Origin of the sequence: Streptococcus cristatus, assembly GCF_003943815.1 — a bacterium.
GTDB lineage: Bacteria > Bacillota > Bacilli > Lactobacillales > Streptococcaceae > Streptococcus > Streptococcus cristatus_F.
In genome coordinates, this window is record NZ_RJNA01000001.1 from 194728 (window position 1) to 211528 (window position 16801).

The window sequence follows — 16801 nt, forward strand, 5'->3', positions numbered from 1 at the left end:
GGTTTTCATCAAGAGGAGGAAAAAAGATGAAAAAGCTGAAAAAATGGCAGCTATTTAGTATTATCGGAGTTGCTGTTGTAGTTGTAGTAGGAGCAATTTCTGCAATGGTCCTAAGTAATCTTAGTTCTACAACAGAACCAAAGGAAGTTGCCCCAATTGTGCAGCAGGCAAAAGAAGGTAGCATAGCCTCATCTGTCCTGTTGACGGGGACCGTAACGGCTAACTCAGAGCAGTATGTTTATTATGATGCTACCAAGGGAGACTTGGAATCTGTCCTAGTAAATGTTGGTGACCAAGTAACGGTAGGCCAAGCGCTTGTTCAGTATAAGAGTGCAGAAGCACAAGCCAATTATGATGCAGCAGTCCGCGCTGTCAATAAGGCTGACCGTCAGATTTATGACTTACAGACCAATGGAGCGACAGTAGAAAAAACTGGCGATGAAGAAACGGATAATAAGTCCCTTGCCTCTGCTCAACGGACCGTCGATTCTCAACTTGCTGATTTGCGTGATGCACGTTCAGACGCTGTGGACAATATGAACAAGGCGCAAGCTTTGTTGGATGCAGCGACTGTTACGAGCACTGTTGAGGGGACGGTAGTGGAAGTAAACCGCGATGTATCCAAATCCACAACAGGAACCAACCAAACCTTGGTGCACATTGTCAGCAACGGTAGTCTTCAAATCAAGGGAGAACTCTCTGAATACAATCTGGCTAATTTGTCAGTTGGACAAGAAGTAACCATTACCTCAAAAGTGTATCCAGATAAAAAATGGACAGGTAAAATTAGCTATATTTCCAACTATCCTAAGGATGGACAGCAAGCTTCATCAACTAATACAGGTGGCGCGGCTTCCTCTGCAAAATATCCATTTACAGTCGATATTACAAGTGAAATTGGTGATTTGAAGCAAGGTTTCTCTGTCAGCGTTGAAGTGAAAAACAATACAAAAGGGATTCTTGTACCAGCAAGCAGTATCGTTTCAGACGGAGACAAGAACTACGTTTGGACTGTCGAAAAAGGTAAAGCGAAGAAAGTGGAAGTAACCTTAGGGAATGCTGATGCTGAAAATCAAGAAATCTCATCTGGTTTGACAAAAGACAGTAAAGTTATCACCAATCCAACAGATAGCTTGAAAGATGGTCAAGAGGTGAAAGCGGATGAAAAAACTCATTGATCTACGGAATATTAATAAAACCTATCGGAATGGTGATCAAGAACTTAAAGTTTTAAAAAATATCAATTTGACAGTTGAAGAGGGCGAGTTTGTGGCCATCATGGGGCCGTCTGGTTCCGGAAAGTCCACCCTGATGAATATTATCGGGATGTTGGATCGTCCTTCTACTGGTGAGTATTTTTTAGGAAACGAAGATGTTGCAAACTTGGGTGATAAGAAGTTAGCCAAGGTCCGAAATAATCAAATCGGCTTCGTTTTTCAGCAATTTTTCCTCTTGTCTAAATTAAACGCACTTCAAAATGTGGAACTTCCGTTGATTTATGCGGGGGTGTCACAAGGAAGTCGAAAAAATTTAGCTAAGCAGTATTTAGAAAAAGTAGATTTGGGCACTCGTATGACTCACTTGCCGTCAGAGTTGTCTGGGGGACAGAAGCAACGTGTTGCCATTGCGCGTGCCTTGGTAAACAATCCTTCGATTATTCTTGCCGACGAGCCGACAGGAGCCCTCGATACTAAAACTGGCGAGCAAATTATGGAACTCTTGACGGAGTTGAACGCTGAAGGAAAAACGATTATCATGGTTACTCACGAACCTGAAATTGCTGCCTATGCTAAGCGCCAGATTGTCATTCGTGATGGAGTCATCTCTTCAGATAGCGCTGAGAAGGAGGAACGTGATTAATGCAAAATTTTAAATTTGCCATTAGTTCCATTCTTGGGCATAAGATGCGGGCTTTTCTGACCATGATTGGGATTATCATCGGGGTTGCGTCTGTTGTCGTCATCTTGGCACTGGGAAATGGAATGCAACAGGGAGTTACCAAGAGCATCACAAAAGAACAGAAGTATGTCAGCTTGCTTTATTCTCCCACTAAAAATAATTATACGATGGGAGTTAATTTGATGGAGGTCAATGGTGGTCAAGATGCAGATAGTGAGATACTAGAGGAACCACCTGTTGTCCAAGAGTCTTGGGTCAAGGAACTACTCAAAATTGACGGAGTCAAGGGCTATTATGTGACCAATGGTTCAACAGCTGACTTTTCTTATCAGAACAAGAAGTCTGATAAGGTCAACATTACGGGTGTGAATGCCACGTTCTTTAAAATTAGAAAATATGAGATTTTAGCTGGACGGACTCTCTTGCCTAGTGACTATCAAAGTTTTTCTAATGTGATGATGATTGATGAAACAGTGGCAACCAGCCTGTTTGGAAGTAGTGCGGAAGCCCTGAATAAAATAGTTTCAGTCGGTGACAGTAACTATCGGGTTGTTGGTATCTATAAGGATCCCAATGCTGGTCAGAGCATGAGTATGAGCTCAGGTAGCGCCCTGATGGCGAATACGCAGGTGGCTTCTGAATTTCATACAGATGAAATCTCAACTGTCTATATCTATGTGCCAGAAGTGGATCGTATCAACGAAGTTGGTGTAGAAGCAGCCAAAGAATTGACGGCTCTCTCAGGAGCTCGTCAAGGAGAATATCAAATCCTGAATATGGATACCTTGCTGGAGCAGTACAATCAAATCACAGGAACTATGACCGGTGTTATCGGAGCTATTGCAGGGATTTCCCTCTTTGTTGGTGGTATCGGTGTGATGAATATCATGCTAGTATCCGTTACAGAGCGGACACGGGAAATTGGTTTGCGAAAAGCTCTTGGAGCAACGCGTGGAAATATTCTCACGCAGTTCTTGATTGAATCTATGGTATTGACCCTTATCGGTGGTCTGCTTGGTCTTAGCCTTGCCTACGCGATCAATGCTCTGCTAGCTGCAGTCGTGCCTGAAAACGTATTTGGAGGCCCACCAGTTGTCTCTGTCACTGCAGCAGTTGGAAGCCTTGTCTTCTCAGCCATGGTTGGGATTGTCTTTGGTATCCTGCCGGCTAATAAAGCATCTAAATTAGATCCGATTGAAGCGCTGAGATATGAATAATGTGAGTAAAAGTCTGGGAAGCCAGACTTTTTGTAATGTAAAAAATCCCGATGGAATTCCAGCGGGATTTGTTTTTTAAACTTGTGTAAGTTTGAGATTACTTCATTGTTGGGAAGAGCAATACATCGCGAATCGTAGTCACATCTGTCAGCAACATTACGAGCCGGTCGATACCGATTCCGAGGCCTCCAGTTGGTGGCATACCGTATTCCAAAGCTTCAACGTAATCATAGTCGATGCCTGTCGCTTCGTCATCACCCAGTTCTTTAGCCTTTGCCTGTGCTTCAAAACGAGATAATTGATCGATTGGATCGTTCAGCTCAGTGAAGGCATTAGCATATTCTTTGGTCATGATGAAGAGCTCAAAGCGGTCCGTGAAGCGTGGGTCTTCTGGGTTTTTCTTAGCCAGAGGTGACACAGCAACGGGGTGACCGTAGACAAAGGTTGGCTGAATCAAGGTTTCTTCAACAAATTCTTCAAAGAAAGCATTGATGATGTGTCCAACTTCAGTATAATGTTTTTCAACTGGTACTTTCTTTTCTTTAGCCAAGGAAGCAGCTTCTTCGAAGGTCATATCTTGCCAGAAGTCTACGCCAGTGATTTCCTTGATGGCATCCACCATATGAACACGTTTAAATGGCTCGTTGATCTTGATCTCAGTGCCTTGGTAGTTGACTGGACCATCACCCTTAACTGCTTTAGCAGCGTGTTGGATGATGCCTTCTGTCAAGTCCATGATATCTTGGAAGTCCGCATAGGCTTGGTAAACCTCGATAGATGTGAACTCAGGGTTATGAGTGGCGTCCATCCCTTCGTTACGGAAGATACGGCCAATTTCATAGACGCGTTCCATACCACCGACGATAAGGCGTTTCAAGTGAAGCTCAGTTGCAATCCGTAGCACCATATCAATGTTTTGAGCATTGTGGTGAGTAATGAATGGACGGGCGGCAGCGCCGCCAGCTTCGTTGTGGAGAACAGGTGTTTCAACTTCAAGGAAGCCTTGTCCATCCAAGTAACGGCGGATTTCTGAGATGATTTTTGAGCGAGTGACAAAGCGTTCAAAGCTTTCGCGGTTGGAAATCAAGTCCAAATAACGTTTACGGTAGATAGTTTCTACGTCAGTCAAACCGTGGAATTTCTCTGGAAGGGGACGCAAAGCTTTTGAAAGGTGAGTAATATGCGTTGCTTTGATAGAGAGTTCCCCCATATCTGTGCGCATCACATCGCCTTCAATTCCCAAGAAGTCACCCAAGTCAGCTTTTTTGAAAATCTCATAGTTTTCTTCACCGACCTCGTCCTTACGAACGTAAATCTGGATTTGGCCTTCACGGTCTTGGATGTGGGCGAAGCCGACTTTCCCTTTTCCACGTTTGGTCATTAAACGACCAGCAATGGTTGCTTTTTCGTTCAATTCATGTAATTCTTCTTTGGATTTGTCGCTGTATTTTTCTTTAAGTTGAGCAGAATTCTCAGTACGTTCAAAACGTTTTCCGAAAGGATCAATTCCTTGCTCAGCTAGCGCAGCCATTTTTTCACGGCGAATAATCTGCTGGTCATTTAGTTCTTCAATATGTTCAGTAGTCATTTTCTTCCTCCTAAGGCTTTCCCTTCTATTCTATCACAAAATAAAAGGAAATTCAGCAATAATTATCGATAAAAATAGAAAAACTGCGATGTTTAAAGATTCGCAGTTTTATCTGTTAGCATGTAATCTAAGTTGTTCCAAGCAAGTAACTTGAAAGAGTCAAAATCGTCTGTTTCCAAAATGGTGACACTAGCGTTGGCCAAGCCTCCGTCCTTACGGAGCAAAGATGTTTCGTAACCGAGCAGGCGTCGAATGCTGGCAGTTAGGTTGGCCCCATGTCCGACAATCAAGACATTTTGATAACCTTTCCCTTTGAGAGACTTCACGAAGGCAATTGTCCGATTTGTGGTTTGAGCGACGGATTCTGCATCAAATAGTTGGTGATCAAACTGGGATAGATCGTGGCGAAAAGCCCACATCTGCTGAGGATAAGTGTTTTCTACAGTAGTAATTTTGGCTCCTTCTAGTTTTCCAAGAGCCCACTCTCTTAGTTCAGGAGTCGAAACAATGTCGGTTTGATACTGGTTTTCACTTTGGATAATTTCTGCAGAACGGTAAGCACGCGGCAAATCGCTAGAGTAGATTTTATCGAATTGAACGTTTGATAAATGCTTGCCCAAGCGCTTGAGCTCGTCAATGGATACCTCAAGAAGTGGAGAATCTCCGCTTGCCCCTTGGAAACGCATTTCTAGATTCCATTCGGTTTTTCCATGTCGGATAAAATACAATTTCATATCAAATTCCTTTTTCCTTTTGAAGCGAATAGCCTAGTCCTCTTTCAAGTCTGCGAACTGTGCTTGAACAAAGTCAGCCAAATCCTGAGCCTTGATCTGGATGCTACGGCCGACTTCACCAGCAGAAACAATGATGCTTTCGCGACTCAGAGCCGTTTGGTCAATGAAAATGGGGAAGGAGTGTTTTTGGCGAATGCCGACAGGATTATTGGCACCATGGATGTAACCAGTCGTTTTTTCTAAATCTTTCTGCGGAATCATACTGACTTTTTTATTGCCTGAAATTTTTGCTAATTTCTTTTCCGACAGATGTTCGGTGATAGGCAGGATGCCAATGACTGTTCCTGTTTTATCTCCGTTTAAAGCAAGTGTTTTATAAATTTGCGAGCGGTCAAATTCCTCTGTCAGGCTATCATCTAAAGCATTAATTTGCAAACCTTGGTGCTCAATCTTTGCCTTGTTTAAAATTTGCTCAACCAGTGTTTTTTTGAGTTTTGTCTTTTTAGCCATTATTTATATTTCTCTTCTAATTGGGACATCCAAATTCCTAGCCAGATGCCTAGTCCAAAGAAAAAGGCAGCAAGAACAAGTGTGAAAATGGATACGCCTGCATAACTAATGCTCTCATTGTTGCCGCTTTGAGGGAGGACAATGAGCAAGGTGCTGGACAATACAATACCAATGATAAAATGGTAAACGCGGGAATGATAATGTTTCAAAATGTAGTCCATGGCTTTTGAAAAGAGAATCAGAGCCAGAGCGCCGCCGATGCCGATTGGCAGGAAAGTGCCAAATAAATCCAGGCGTTTAAATCCTGTCAGCATGGGAGTATAGAGCCCTAAAATCAATAGAAGATTTGAAGGGCTGAGTCCCGGAATCAAGATTCCTAAAGCGATAAGAGCACCCGCTAAAACAAAGGACAGGAAGTTAGCTGGCAGTGTTCCTACCATTCCATTTAGCGAGTAAAGAAAGATCCCTGACAAGATGAAACTAAGCCAGAAAGTAACAGCGTCGGCTCGATCTCTGTCGGATTCCTTGACGGATTCTTTGATCAGGCTGGGAATGGTGCCGATGATGGCTCCAGCAAAGCCCCAGAGAACGATAACCTTGTAATTATCCAGCAAGAGATTGACTGGATAGGAGAAGGCTGCGATCCCTAAAACCATCCCAATAGCCACAGGAGTGAAGTAGAGAACATTCTCGATAAAATTTTCTTTGATATGGGCTAAAAAGCGAATCATTCGCTCATAAATCCCCAAAATCGCGGCTAATACACCGCCAGACACACCAGGTAGGATGAAGCCAAGCGCGATAATCATTCCTTTTAACATCCTAGCAATCCATGAAATCATAATATCTCCCTACAAGTCTTTTTCATTAGACTATTGTACCATAAAGCTACATACTTTTCTGAAAAAAGCAAGAAAAATATCTTGTACAGAGAAAAAAAGATACAAGATTTCCTAACAATTATCTTGCATCTTTTTTATTTTGGTGTTGAAAATAATTTCTTGTAAGTCTCTTTTTTATCCTGTACAGGAGAGAGCTGATTGAGGTCTAAGTTATGTGGGAAACCTTCCAATTTACCTTCTGAGGTGTATTGATGTAGGTCATAGGGCTGTTCAGTATTTGGAGCAGCGTTATAGTAGCCGTCATTATAGCCATAAGTTGGAATCCAAACGGCAGTAAATTTCTCAGTTGAGATACTATGCTCTTCCATGAAATAGGTACCGATGTAGATACCAATATTTTGAGCTCCAAGACTTTCAAGCTTGGCACGAAAGGCCTCAATTCCTGCGTTCATGTCGCCCATAGTCTTTTCTTCAACATCAAGCCAGTAAAAGGTAGGTTTATATTTAGAAGATGCCTTGTAGAAGCTTTCAGCTTCTTTTTCCATTTCTTTGATATTGCCTGCTGCTATATAAGCATACACAGCCACAGGAATCCCCCGTTTTTGAAACTCTTGGATATGGGTAGCAAATGATTTGTCAAGTCCATTTAAATGAGTGGCAACATTTTCTTTTTTTGCTTGAGCTCCACTATGCACGCGAATGATAGCACCAGAAATATTTGTTGACAAGGTATCATAGTCTATTTCGCTGGGCAATTGCCAACCGGAAAGGTCAACGATAGGTTTATTAAGCAATTCTTCCTCAGGTTCGTCTGAAGGAGCTTCCTCCTTTTTTTTATTGGTTGTCACCTGACTGACTTGAGTTTTTTTTGTTTGGGCTTGTTTAATTTGCACATCAAGATGGTGCTTGCTTATGACAATATATAGAATAAAGCAAGCAAAGNATAGCAAGAGTGCAAGCGGTTTAATCCTTTTTCTCATACTGTTTCATTGTAACGTAAAATAAATAGAAAAGCAAAGTATTTATCTATATTTCCAGCGAAATACGAAAATGTAATCTGATTGCAATAGAAGATAAAACAATTTGAAATAATTGGATTTTTGAGGCGATAAATAAGTAAATATCTTTGGAAGCTATCCTAATGCTTTTTTTTCGAATCAAAAAGTGGTATAATGAAGTTTGAATTTTTAGAATAAATTGGTGAAATATGAAAATTGACAAAAAGCATTTATTGAATTACTCAATTTTGATTCCGTACATGCTGTTATCTGGCATTGGCTTGATTGTCGTTTATTCCACGACGAGCCCCATCCTCATTCAAAATGGGCTCAATAGTTTTCGAATGGTCGCCACTCAAGCAGGTTTCTGGCTCTTCAGCTTGGTGATGATTGGGATTATTTACCGAATGAAGCTGGATTTTCTGAAGAGGCCAGGAGTGATTACGTTTGTTATCATAGCTGAAATTATTCTGCTTTTACTCTCACGCTTTATCACAGGAACGATCAATGGGGCACACGGTTGGCTCAAAATCGGTCCAGTTACTGCTCAGCCGGCAGAATATCTGAAGATTATTTTGGTCTGGTATTTGGCCCTACAGTTTTCTAAGAAACAAGAACAAATAGAAGTATATGATTACCAAGCAATCACCTTTAATCAGTTGATTCCACGTGCTGTTACGGATTGGAGGGTTATTGTTGCTTTCTTGATAGGCCTGGTGGTTATCATGCCCGACTTAGGAAATGCGACCATTTTGCTCTTAACAGTTTTGATTGTAATTTCCACCAGCGGAATTGCTTACAGATGGTTCTCAACCATGCTTGGTGCTGTTGTAGGAGGGTCGGCAGCAGTTTTAGCGAGTATTTGGTTGATAGGTGTCAAGCGTGTTGAGCAAGTTCCTGTTTTTGGATATGTTGCAAAGCGTTTTAGTGCTTTTTTCAACCCTTTCGACGATTTGTCTGGCTCAGGCCACCAGCTGGCCAATTCTTACTATGCCATGAGTAACGGTGGTTGGTTTGGCTTAGGGTTAGGAAACTCCATCGAAAAACGAGGTTACCTACCAGAGGCTCATACAGACTTTGTTTTCTCGATTGTTATTGAGGAAGTCGGATTCTTTGGAGCTACTTTAATTTTAGCCCTGCTCTTTTTCTTGATTTTACGAATTATTCTCGTAGGTACAAGAGCCAAGGATCCATTTAATTCTATGATGGCTTTGGGAATTGGCGGTATGATTCTGATGCAAACCTTTGTCAATATTGGTGGTATTTCGGGCTTGATTCCTTCAACCGGTGTAACCTTCCCATTCTTATCTCAGGGGGGAAACAGTTTATTGGTTCTATCAGTTGCCATTGCCTTTGTTTTAAATATTGACGCCAATGAGCGACGAAACGCCATGTATCAGGAACTAGAAGTAAGTCAATCCTAAAAGATCTTCTTGTATGTTAGCTCTTCAACAATAGAAAGGTGTAAATAATGTCATTTACAAAATTAGAAAATTATAGCAATAAAGAAATGATTCGAGAAGAAGTTTCTATTTTAACGGACTTGTTGGTAGATATTACCCGGGATATTCTCAGTCCTGACACTTTTGCTAAAATCTCCATGATTGAAGAACTGGCAGTTCAATCTAAATACCAAGAGCTGAAAGCAGTAGTAGAAGAATTATCCACGGATGATATGGTCTATATCTCACGCTATTTTGCTATTTTACCTCTGCTCATCAATATTTCTGAAGATGTTGACTTGGCTTATGAGATCAATCATCAAAATAATATTGACCAAGACTACCTTGGTAAGCTTTCGACGACGATTGATTTAGTTTCAACGCGAGAAAATGCGCAGGAAATCCTGGAAAATCTAAATGTTGTTCCTGTTTTGACTGCTCATCCGACTCAGGTTCAGCGCAAGACCATGTTGGATTTGACTAATCATATTCACACACTGTTGCGCCAGCATCGTGATGTTAAAGCTGGTCTGGTGAACGAAAAGAAATGGTTAGCCAATCTCCGTCGCTATATCGAGCTGATGATGCAGACCGATATGATTCGGGAAAAGAAACTTAAGGTTACCAATGAAATCACTAACGTTATGGAATACTATAACAGTTCTTTTCTTCAAGCAATCACGAACCTGATGCTAGAGTATAAACGCTTGGCAGAAGAAAAAGGAATCCATTTGGAAAATCCTAAACCCATCACCATGGGAATGTGGATTGGTGGTGACCGAGATGGAAATCCATTTGTAACCGCTGAAACTCTGAAATTGTCTGCAACAGTACAGAGCGAAGTTATTCTGAATTACTACATTGACAAGGTTTATACGCTCTATCGTAACTTCTCCCTGTCTACTAATCTTTCAAAAACAAGTGAAGCTGTAGCAAAGATGGCAGCTTTGTCAAGCGACAAGTCTGTTTATCGGGAAAATGAGCCTTATCGCCGTGCTTTTCATTACATTCAGTCCAAGTTGATTCAGACCTTACTTTATCTGAAAGAAGGTAATTTCTCCGGTGAAGGGCATCGTTTGGCTGATAAAGCTGAAGCAGTCCTGCATGCAAATGCTGCTACCTCGGTCAGCCATAATGGTAGGGAAATTATTCCAAATTATATCCAGTCTAAACTTAGTGGTAGTTTAGATGAATTACGAAAAGAACAACTTCCATCTTATAAAGATGCACAAGAGTTTAAGGAAGATCTCCTTGTTATTCGTGATTCTTTGCTGGAGCACAATGGACAAGCTCTGGTGACTGGAGAACTTACTGAATTGCTACAAGCAGTTGATATTTTTGGTTTCTTCTTGGCCAGCATTGATATGCGTCAGGATTCTAGTGTCCATGAGGCTTGTGTGGCTGAGCTCTTGGCTTCTGCTAATATTGTGAAAGATTACAGCAGCTTGTCAGAGGAAGAAAAATGCCAAGTTCTCCTCAAGCAGCTTCTGGAGGATCCACGGATCCTGTCAGCCACTCATGCACCTAAGTCTGAACTTCTACAAAAAGAATTGGAGATTTTCAAGACGGCTCGTCAGCTTAAGGATGCGATTGGCGAAGATGTTATCAAGCAAAATATTATTTCCCACTCGACTAGCGTATCAGATCTGCTAGAGCTGGCGATCATGCTTAAGGAAGTAGGCTTGATCGATGAAGAAGGGGCGCGTGTGCAGATTGTTCCTCTGTTTGAAACGATTGAGGACTTGGATAACTCCTGCGATACTATGGAGAAATATCTGTCTCTGCCAATTGCTCAAAAATGGATCGCTTCTAAAAACAACTACCAAGAAATCATGCTGGGCTACTCAGATAGTAACAAGGATGGTGGCTATTTATCATCATGCTGGACACTTTACAAGGCTCAACAACAGCTGACAGCCATCGGTGATAAGTTTGGGGTCAAGATTACCTTCTTCCATGGTCGTGGAGGAACTGTCGGTCGTGGCGGTGGCCCAACCTATGAGGCAATCACTTCGCAACCATTGCGGAGTATCAATGATCGTATCCGCCTGACAGAGCAGGGTGAGGTCATCGGCAATAAATACGGTAATAAGGATGCTGCTTACTACAATCTGGAAATGCTTGTATCGGCGGCTATTAACCGTATGATAAGCTATAAGAAGAGTGATAGTAATACGACCAATGAATACGAGAGAGTGATGGATCGAGTGGTCGGTCGAAGCTACCAAATCTATCGCGACCTAGTCTTTGGCGACGAACGTTTCTACGATTATTTCTTTGAGTCTAGTCCTATTAAGGCCATTTCTAGCTTTAATATCGGTTCTCGTCCAGCAGCTCGTAAAACCATCACTGAAATCGGCGGTCTGAGAGCTATTCCTTGGGTCTTCTCATGGTCTCAAAGTCGGGTTATGTTCCCTGGTTGGTATGGCGTTGGCTCTAGCTTCAAAGAATTTATCGATGAAGATCCTGAAAAGAATCTGGCCTTCCTTCAATTTATGTATCAGAGATGGCCATTCTTCCAGTCCCTCTTGTCAAATGTTGATATGGTGCTGTCCAAGTCCAATATGAATATCGCTTTTGAATATGCGCAACTTTGTGAAGACCAAAATGTACGCGATATTTTCAATACAATTCTAGACGAATGGCAGCTGACAAAGGATGTTATCTTGGCGATTGAAGGCCATGACGAGCTCTTAGCAGAAAATGCCTATCTCAAGGATAGCTTGAACTATCGGATGCCTTATTTCAATGTTTTGAACTATATTCAGCTTGAGCTGATCAAGCGTCAGCGCCGAGGAGAACTTTCACCAGAACAAGAACGTTTGATCCACATTACCATCAATGGAATTGCGACAGGTCTACGAAATTCTGGTTGATGCACAAGGAGCTTTAAATACTATCAATAAAAAATCGGCTTTTGAGCCGATTTTTTATTGATTTTAAACTATTTTGAATCAATAACTCATTTCCTGCGATTCGTGTAAATAAAAAATGAAAAAGTTTTCATATCTATACGCTAAAATACTTGAAAGTGTTTACAATTAGTGATACAATGATAAGTGTAGAAAAATGAAAACGATATTTTCAACAAAAGAAAGGAAACTATATGAACACAGACGACACAGTAACCATTTATGATGTCGCCCGTGAAGCGGGAGTTTCAATGGCGACAGTCAGCCGAGTTGTAAATGGTAACAAGAATGTAAAAGAAAATACACGAAAAAAAGTACTAGAAGTAATTGAACGTCTTGACTATCGTCCTAATGCAGTTGCCCGTGGTTTGGCCAGCAAAAAGACGACCACTGTTGGTGTTGTAATTCCTAATATCACAAATAGTTACTTCTCTACTTTAGCCAAAGGGATTGATGATATTGCCAAAATGTATAAGTACAATATCGTCCTGGCAAACAGCGATGAAGATGATGACAAGGAAGTTTCGGTTGTTAATACCCTTTTCTCTAAGCAAGTAGATGGTATTATTTTTATGGGCTACCATCTGACAGAGAAAATTCGTTCAGAATTTTCACGTTCACGAACACCAGTGGTTCTAGCAGGCACGGTGGATGTAGAGCATCAGTTACCAAGTGTCAATATTGATTATAAACAGGCAACCGTCGATGCTGTGGAACTATTGGCTAAACGCAACAAGAAAATTGCTTTTGTCAGCGGTCCTTTGGTAGATGATATCAATGGTAAAATCCGTTTGTCTGGCTACAAAGAAGCTCTGAAAGGCAAGAAAATTTCATATAGCGAAGGCTTGGTATTCGAGTCTAAATATAGCTACGATGACGGTTATCATCTAGCTGAACGACTGATTGCTTCAAAGGCAACAGCGGCTTTTGTGACCGGAGATGAGTTGGCAGCAGGTTTGCTTAATGGTTTGGCTGATCGAGGTGTTCGTATTCCTGAAGACTTTGAAATCATTACTAGCGATGATTCGCAAATCGCTCGCTTTACTCGCCCTAATCTGTCCACTATCGGACAACCTCTGTATGACATCGGTGCGATTAGTATGCGGATGCTGACAAAGATTATGCATAAAGAAGAGTTGGAAGAGCGCGAAGTTCTCCTAGCTCATACGATCAATGAACGTAAATCAACTCGTAAATAATAAAATTGATACGGGATGGGACAGAATTAAATTTTGAAAGAATTTAGTTCTGTCTCGTTTTTTTATTTTGGTTAAACACAGTCGCTGAATATAAGAGACTCTGGGTTTCTTCTTTACAGAAATTGAGGTATAATAGAAGCAGGAATGCTGAAATTAGTTCTTGTTCTACTTACTTGACTGACGAAGGTTAAGAAGAAATAGGCTAGTTAGAGCTTGGGATAGATTTTCAGTAAAACGAAAAAAATAAAGAAGTGGAAACGCATTTTTTCTGTCTTCTTTTTACTAGTAGGCATCATTTATCGTAGCTGTATCAAGGAGAATTTTGTGATTACACAACTAGATACCAAGACTGTTTATAGCTTTATGGATAGTTTAGTCTCTATCAAAAAATATGTTCAACGGTCCAAGGACTTGGGCTACAAAAGTCTAGGCATGATGGATGTGGACAATCTTTATGGGGCTTATCATTTCCTAGAGGAGGCAAAAGCGGCAGGACTTCAGCCCTTGCTAGGTCTGGAAATGGAAATCTATAAAGATGGAAATCCTCTCAATCTGAGACTGTTGGCCTTGGATAGTCAGGGTTATCGCAATTTGATGAAGATTTCGACCCTAAAAATGATGAATCGTCAAAATTGGGAAGACTTTCAACATCTTTTTAAAGGGCTGGCTCTGATTGTACCAATCTTTGAAGGTGTGGATCAGCTTGATTTGGGCTTGGACTTTTACGTTGGTGTCTTTCCAGATACGCCAAGGCAGGAATTGACTAGGCCAGTTCTGCCCTTGCATACGGTTCGCTACTTTGAGCAGGGAGATTTAGAAACCTTGCAAATGCTGAGGGCGATTCGGGATAATATCAGCTTGCGAGAGGTCGGTCACCTGTCGAGCCATGAGTTTTTATTAGCTCCAGCCTCTTTAGAAGAAGCTTTCGCTGAAAACTTTCCAGAGAGTTTGACCAACTTAGAGCGATTGATAGCTGATGTTCATTATGAAATTAACACCGAGTTGAAGCTTCCGCGCTTCAATCCTGAGCGTCCTGCTGTAGAAGAGCTGAGGGAATTAGCTGAGGCGGGATTGGCCAAGCGGGGGCTTAAGGGAACAGCCTATCAAGCAAGGCTGGATCAGGAGCTGGATGTCATTCATCAGATGGGCTTTGATGATTATTTCCTTATTGTCTGGGATTTGCTGCGCTTTGGCCGCAGTCAAGGTTATTATATGGGGATGGGCCGTGGTTCTGCAGTTGGCAGTCTGGTGGCCTATGCTTTGGAGATTACAGGCATTGACCCAGTAGAAAAGAATCTGCTGTTTGAACGTTTCCTAAACCTAGAACGCTATACCATGCCCGATATTGATATTGATATTCCCGATGTATATCGGCCGGAGTTTATCCGCTATGTCCGAGATCGTTATGGTAGCATGCATGCAGCTCAGATTGTGACTTATTCAACCTTTGGGGCTAAGCAGGCTATCCGAGATGTTTTTAAGCGCTTTGGTTTGCCAGAGTACGAGCTGACCAATATTACCAAAAAAATCGGCTTTCGAGACAATTTAACCACTGCTTATGAGCGAAATATAGCCTTTCGTCAGATTATCAATAGCAAGCTAGAATATCAGAAGGCCTTTGAAATTGCTAAGAAAATCGAAGGCAATCCACGTCAGACCTCAATCCATGCGGCAGGTGTTGTCATGAGCGACGATGATTTGACCAATCAAATTCCCTTAAAATACGGGGAGGACATGTATCTCACCCAGTACGATGCCCACGGTGTCGAAAGCAATGGACTACTTAAGATGGACTTTCTGGGCTTGCGCAATTTAACCTTTGTCCAGCGGATGAAAGAAGCGGCTCTAGACAAATACGGAGTTGATATTGATATTGCTCGCATTGACCTGGAAGATGAGGAAACTCTTCGCCTCTTTGCAGCGGGTAATACCAAGGGTATTTTCCAGTTTGAACAAGCAGGTGCCATCAGTCTTCTGAAAAGAGTCCAACCCGTTCAATTTGAAGAAGTAGTAGCTACTACCTCTCTCAATCGTCCTGGAGCTAGTGACTATATTGATAACTTTGTCAAGCGCAAGCATGGTCGCGAGCGCGTGGAGATGATTGATCCGAGCTTGGAGGATATCTTGGCACCAACCTATGGCATCATGCTTTACCAAGAGCAGGTCATGCAGGTCGCCCAGCGCTTTGGTGGCTTTAGTCTGGGGAAGGCCGATATTTTACGGCGAGCAATGGGCAAGAAAAATGCTGCTGAAATGCATGAAATGGAGGAAGAATTTGTCAAGGGAGCTGTCAAATTGGGGCACTCAGAGACCAAGGCCAAGGAAGTTTTTGCGGTCATGGAGAAATTTGCCGGTTATGGCTTCAACCGCAGCCATGCCTATGCTTACTCGGCTCTAGCTTTTCAGTTGGCCTATTTCAAGGCTCATTATCCAGATATCTTCTTTGATGTCATGCTCAACTACTCGAGCTCGGACTATATCACGGATGCACTTGGATTTGGCTTCGAACTGGCTCCTTTGACCATCCACAACATTCCCTATAAAGATAAGTTTCAGGAGTGGAAAATTTATCTTGGCCTGAAAAATATCAAGGGCTTGCCAAGGGATTTTGCTTTCTGGATCATAGAAGAGCGTCAAAAGAATCCCTTTAGCAGTGTGGAAGATTTCATTTTACGCCTGCCTCAGAGTTATCATAAGTTGCCACTTTTAAGCCCTTTGGTGCAAGTAGGGCTCTTTGATGTTTTTGAGCCCAATCGCCAGAAGATTTTGCACAATCTACCGAATCTTTTTGTCTTTGCAGATGAGTTGGGGAGTTTATTTGCTGATACTAGCTATTCATGGACGGATTCTGAGGATTTTACTGCTGCAGAAAAATTTGAGCAGGAGCAAGCCCTGATTGGGATTGGCCTTAGTGATCATCCGCTCATTAGCCTAGCTAAGAAAGCCCATCATCCTTTTGTCTGGATTGAAGAGTTGGCCGATAATAGTAAGGCGACCATTCTAGTTGAAGTCCAGTCTATCAAGGTTATTCGCACAAAAAATGGTGAAAACATGGCCTTTATGCAAGTGACGGATACCAAGAAAAAGTTAGATGTTACTTTATTTCCTGAAGTTTACCGTCGCTTTGCCAAGCAAATCCAAGAAAAAGGCTATTACTATCTGACTGGAAAAATTCAGGAGAGAGATGGCCGGTTACAAATGGTTCTAACAGAGGTGGAGAAAGCAAGCTCAGAACGCTTTTGGATCCAATTAGCTGATACTAGTCACGACAGACAGATTGCGGAGATCCTACAGCGATACCCAGGGGATATTCCCGTGGTGCTACGCTATGAGAATGACAAGAAAACGGTTCCTGCATCAGGCTTTCAAGTTCAAAAATCAGACCAACTTCAAGCTGAACTAGAAAATTACAGCATGAAAACGGTTTTTCGGTAAAAAATCAGGAAAATAAGAGAATTTT

Annotated in this window: 12 protein-coding genes; 7 read left to right on the top strand and 5 right to left on the bottom strand. The window is 41.9% G+C overall.

The annotated features are described in order from the left end of the window. The first annotated feature begins 26 nt into the window (after window positions 1–26). From D8872_RS01025 to D8872_RS01035, 3 genes are read left to right on the top strand one after another with little or no spacing between them, the layout of a single operon-like run. Window positions 27–1178 carry an efflux RND transporter periplasmic adaptor subunit gene (locus D8872_RS01025; RefSeq protein ID WP_125389645.1) on the top strand — a complete coding sequence of 384 codons (1152 nt, stop codon included), beginning with the start codon at window positions 27–29 and terminating at the stop codon, window positions 1176–1178. Beyond that, window positions 1162–1860 carry an ABC transporter ATP-binding protein gene (locus D8872_RS01030; RefSeq protein WP_125373290.1) on the top strand — a complete coding sequence of 233 codons (699 nt, stop codon included), beginning with the start codon at window positions 1162–1164 and terminating at the stop codon, window positions 1858–1860. Before D8872_RS01025 ends, D8872_RS01030 begins: the two co-directional genes overlap by 17 nt. Then, entirely contained in the window at window positions 1860–3116 is a 1257-nt protein-coding gene (locus D8872_RS01035; RefSeq protein WP_125389646.1) for an ABC transporter permease, read from the top strand. The genes D8872_RS01030 and D8872_RS01035 overlap by 1 nt, the downstream gene beginning before the upstream one ends. Before the next feature lie 97 nt (window positions 3117–3213). On the opposite strand, the gene lysS is transcribed toward D8872_RS01035, so the two are convergent. From lysS to D8872_RS01060, 5 genes are all read right to left on the bottom strand, one after another. Next, window positions 3214–4704, bottom strand: a complete 1491-nt coding sequence (lysS, locus tag D8872_RS01040) for a lysine--tRNA ligase (protein WP_125389647.1) — start codon at window positions 4702–4704, stop codon at window positions 3214–3216. Between the two features lie 92 nt (window positions 4705–4796). Beyond that, on the bottom strand, window positions 4797–5438 hold the full coding sequence (locus D8872_RS01045; protein ID WP_125389648.1) for a histidine phosphatase family protein: 642 nt from the start codon (window positions 5436–5438) through the stop codon (window positions 4797–4799). A gap of 33 nt (window positions 5439–5471) precedes the next feature. Then, window positions 5472–5948, bottom strand: a complete 477-nt coding sequence (locus D8872_RS01050; RefSeq protein WP_005590691.1) for an aminoacyl-tRNA deacylase — start codon at window positions 5946–5948, stop codon at window positions 5472–5474. Continuing rightward, on the bottom strand, window positions 5948–6790 hold the full coding sequence (locus tag D8872_RS01055) for a DUF368 domain-containing protein (protein ID WP_125389649.1): 843 nt from the start codon (window positions 6788–6790) through the stop codon (window positions 5948–5950). The genes D8872_RS01050 and D8872_RS01055 overlap by 1 nt, the downstream gene beginning before the upstream one ends. A gap of 134 nt (window positions 6791–6924) precedes the next feature. After that, entirely contained in the window at window positions 6925–7770 is an 846-nt protein-coding gene (locus tag D8872_RS01060) for a glycoside hydrolase family 25 protein (protein WP_125389650.1), read from the bottom strand. A gap of 227 nt (window positions 7771–7997) precedes the next feature. On the opposite strand from D8872_RS01060, the gene ftsW reads away from it, so the two are divergent. The 4 genes from ftsW to D8872_RS01080 all read left to right on the top strand — a co-directional run bounded on the left by ftsW (window position 7998) and on the right by D8872_RS01080 (window position 16776). Next, window positions 7998–9212 carry a cell division peptidoglycan polymerase FtsW gene (ftsW, locus tag D8872_RS01065; protein WP_045499297.1) on the top strand — a complete coding sequence of 405 codons (1215 nt, stop codon included), beginning with the start codon at window positions 7998–8000 and terminating at the stop codon, window positions 9210–9212. A 47-nt stretch (window positions 9213–9259) separates the two neighbouring features. Continuing rightward, window positions 9260–12106 carry a phosphoenolpyruvate carboxylase gene (ppc, locus tag D8872_RS01070; RefSeq protein ID WP_125389651.1) on the top strand — a complete coding sequence of 949 codons (2847 nt, stop codon included), beginning with the start codon at window positions 9260–9262 and terminating at the stop codon, window positions 12104–12106. Between the two features lie 230 nt (window positions 12107–12336). Then, a complete protein-coding gene (gene ccpA / locus D8872_RS01075) occupies window positions 12337–13341 on the top strand; it encodes a catabolite control protein A (protein WP_125389652.1) in 1005 nt (334 codons plus the stop codon). A gap of 324 nt (window positions 13342–13665) precedes the next feature. Beyond that, window positions 13666–16776 (top strand): DNA polymerase III subunit alpha, encoded by a 3111-nt coding sequence (locus D8872_RS01080; RefSeq protein ID WP_125389653.1) that lies wholly within the window; start codon window positions 13666–13668, stop codon window positions 16774–16776. The last annotated feature ends 25 nt before the right edge of the window (window positions 16777–16801 follow it).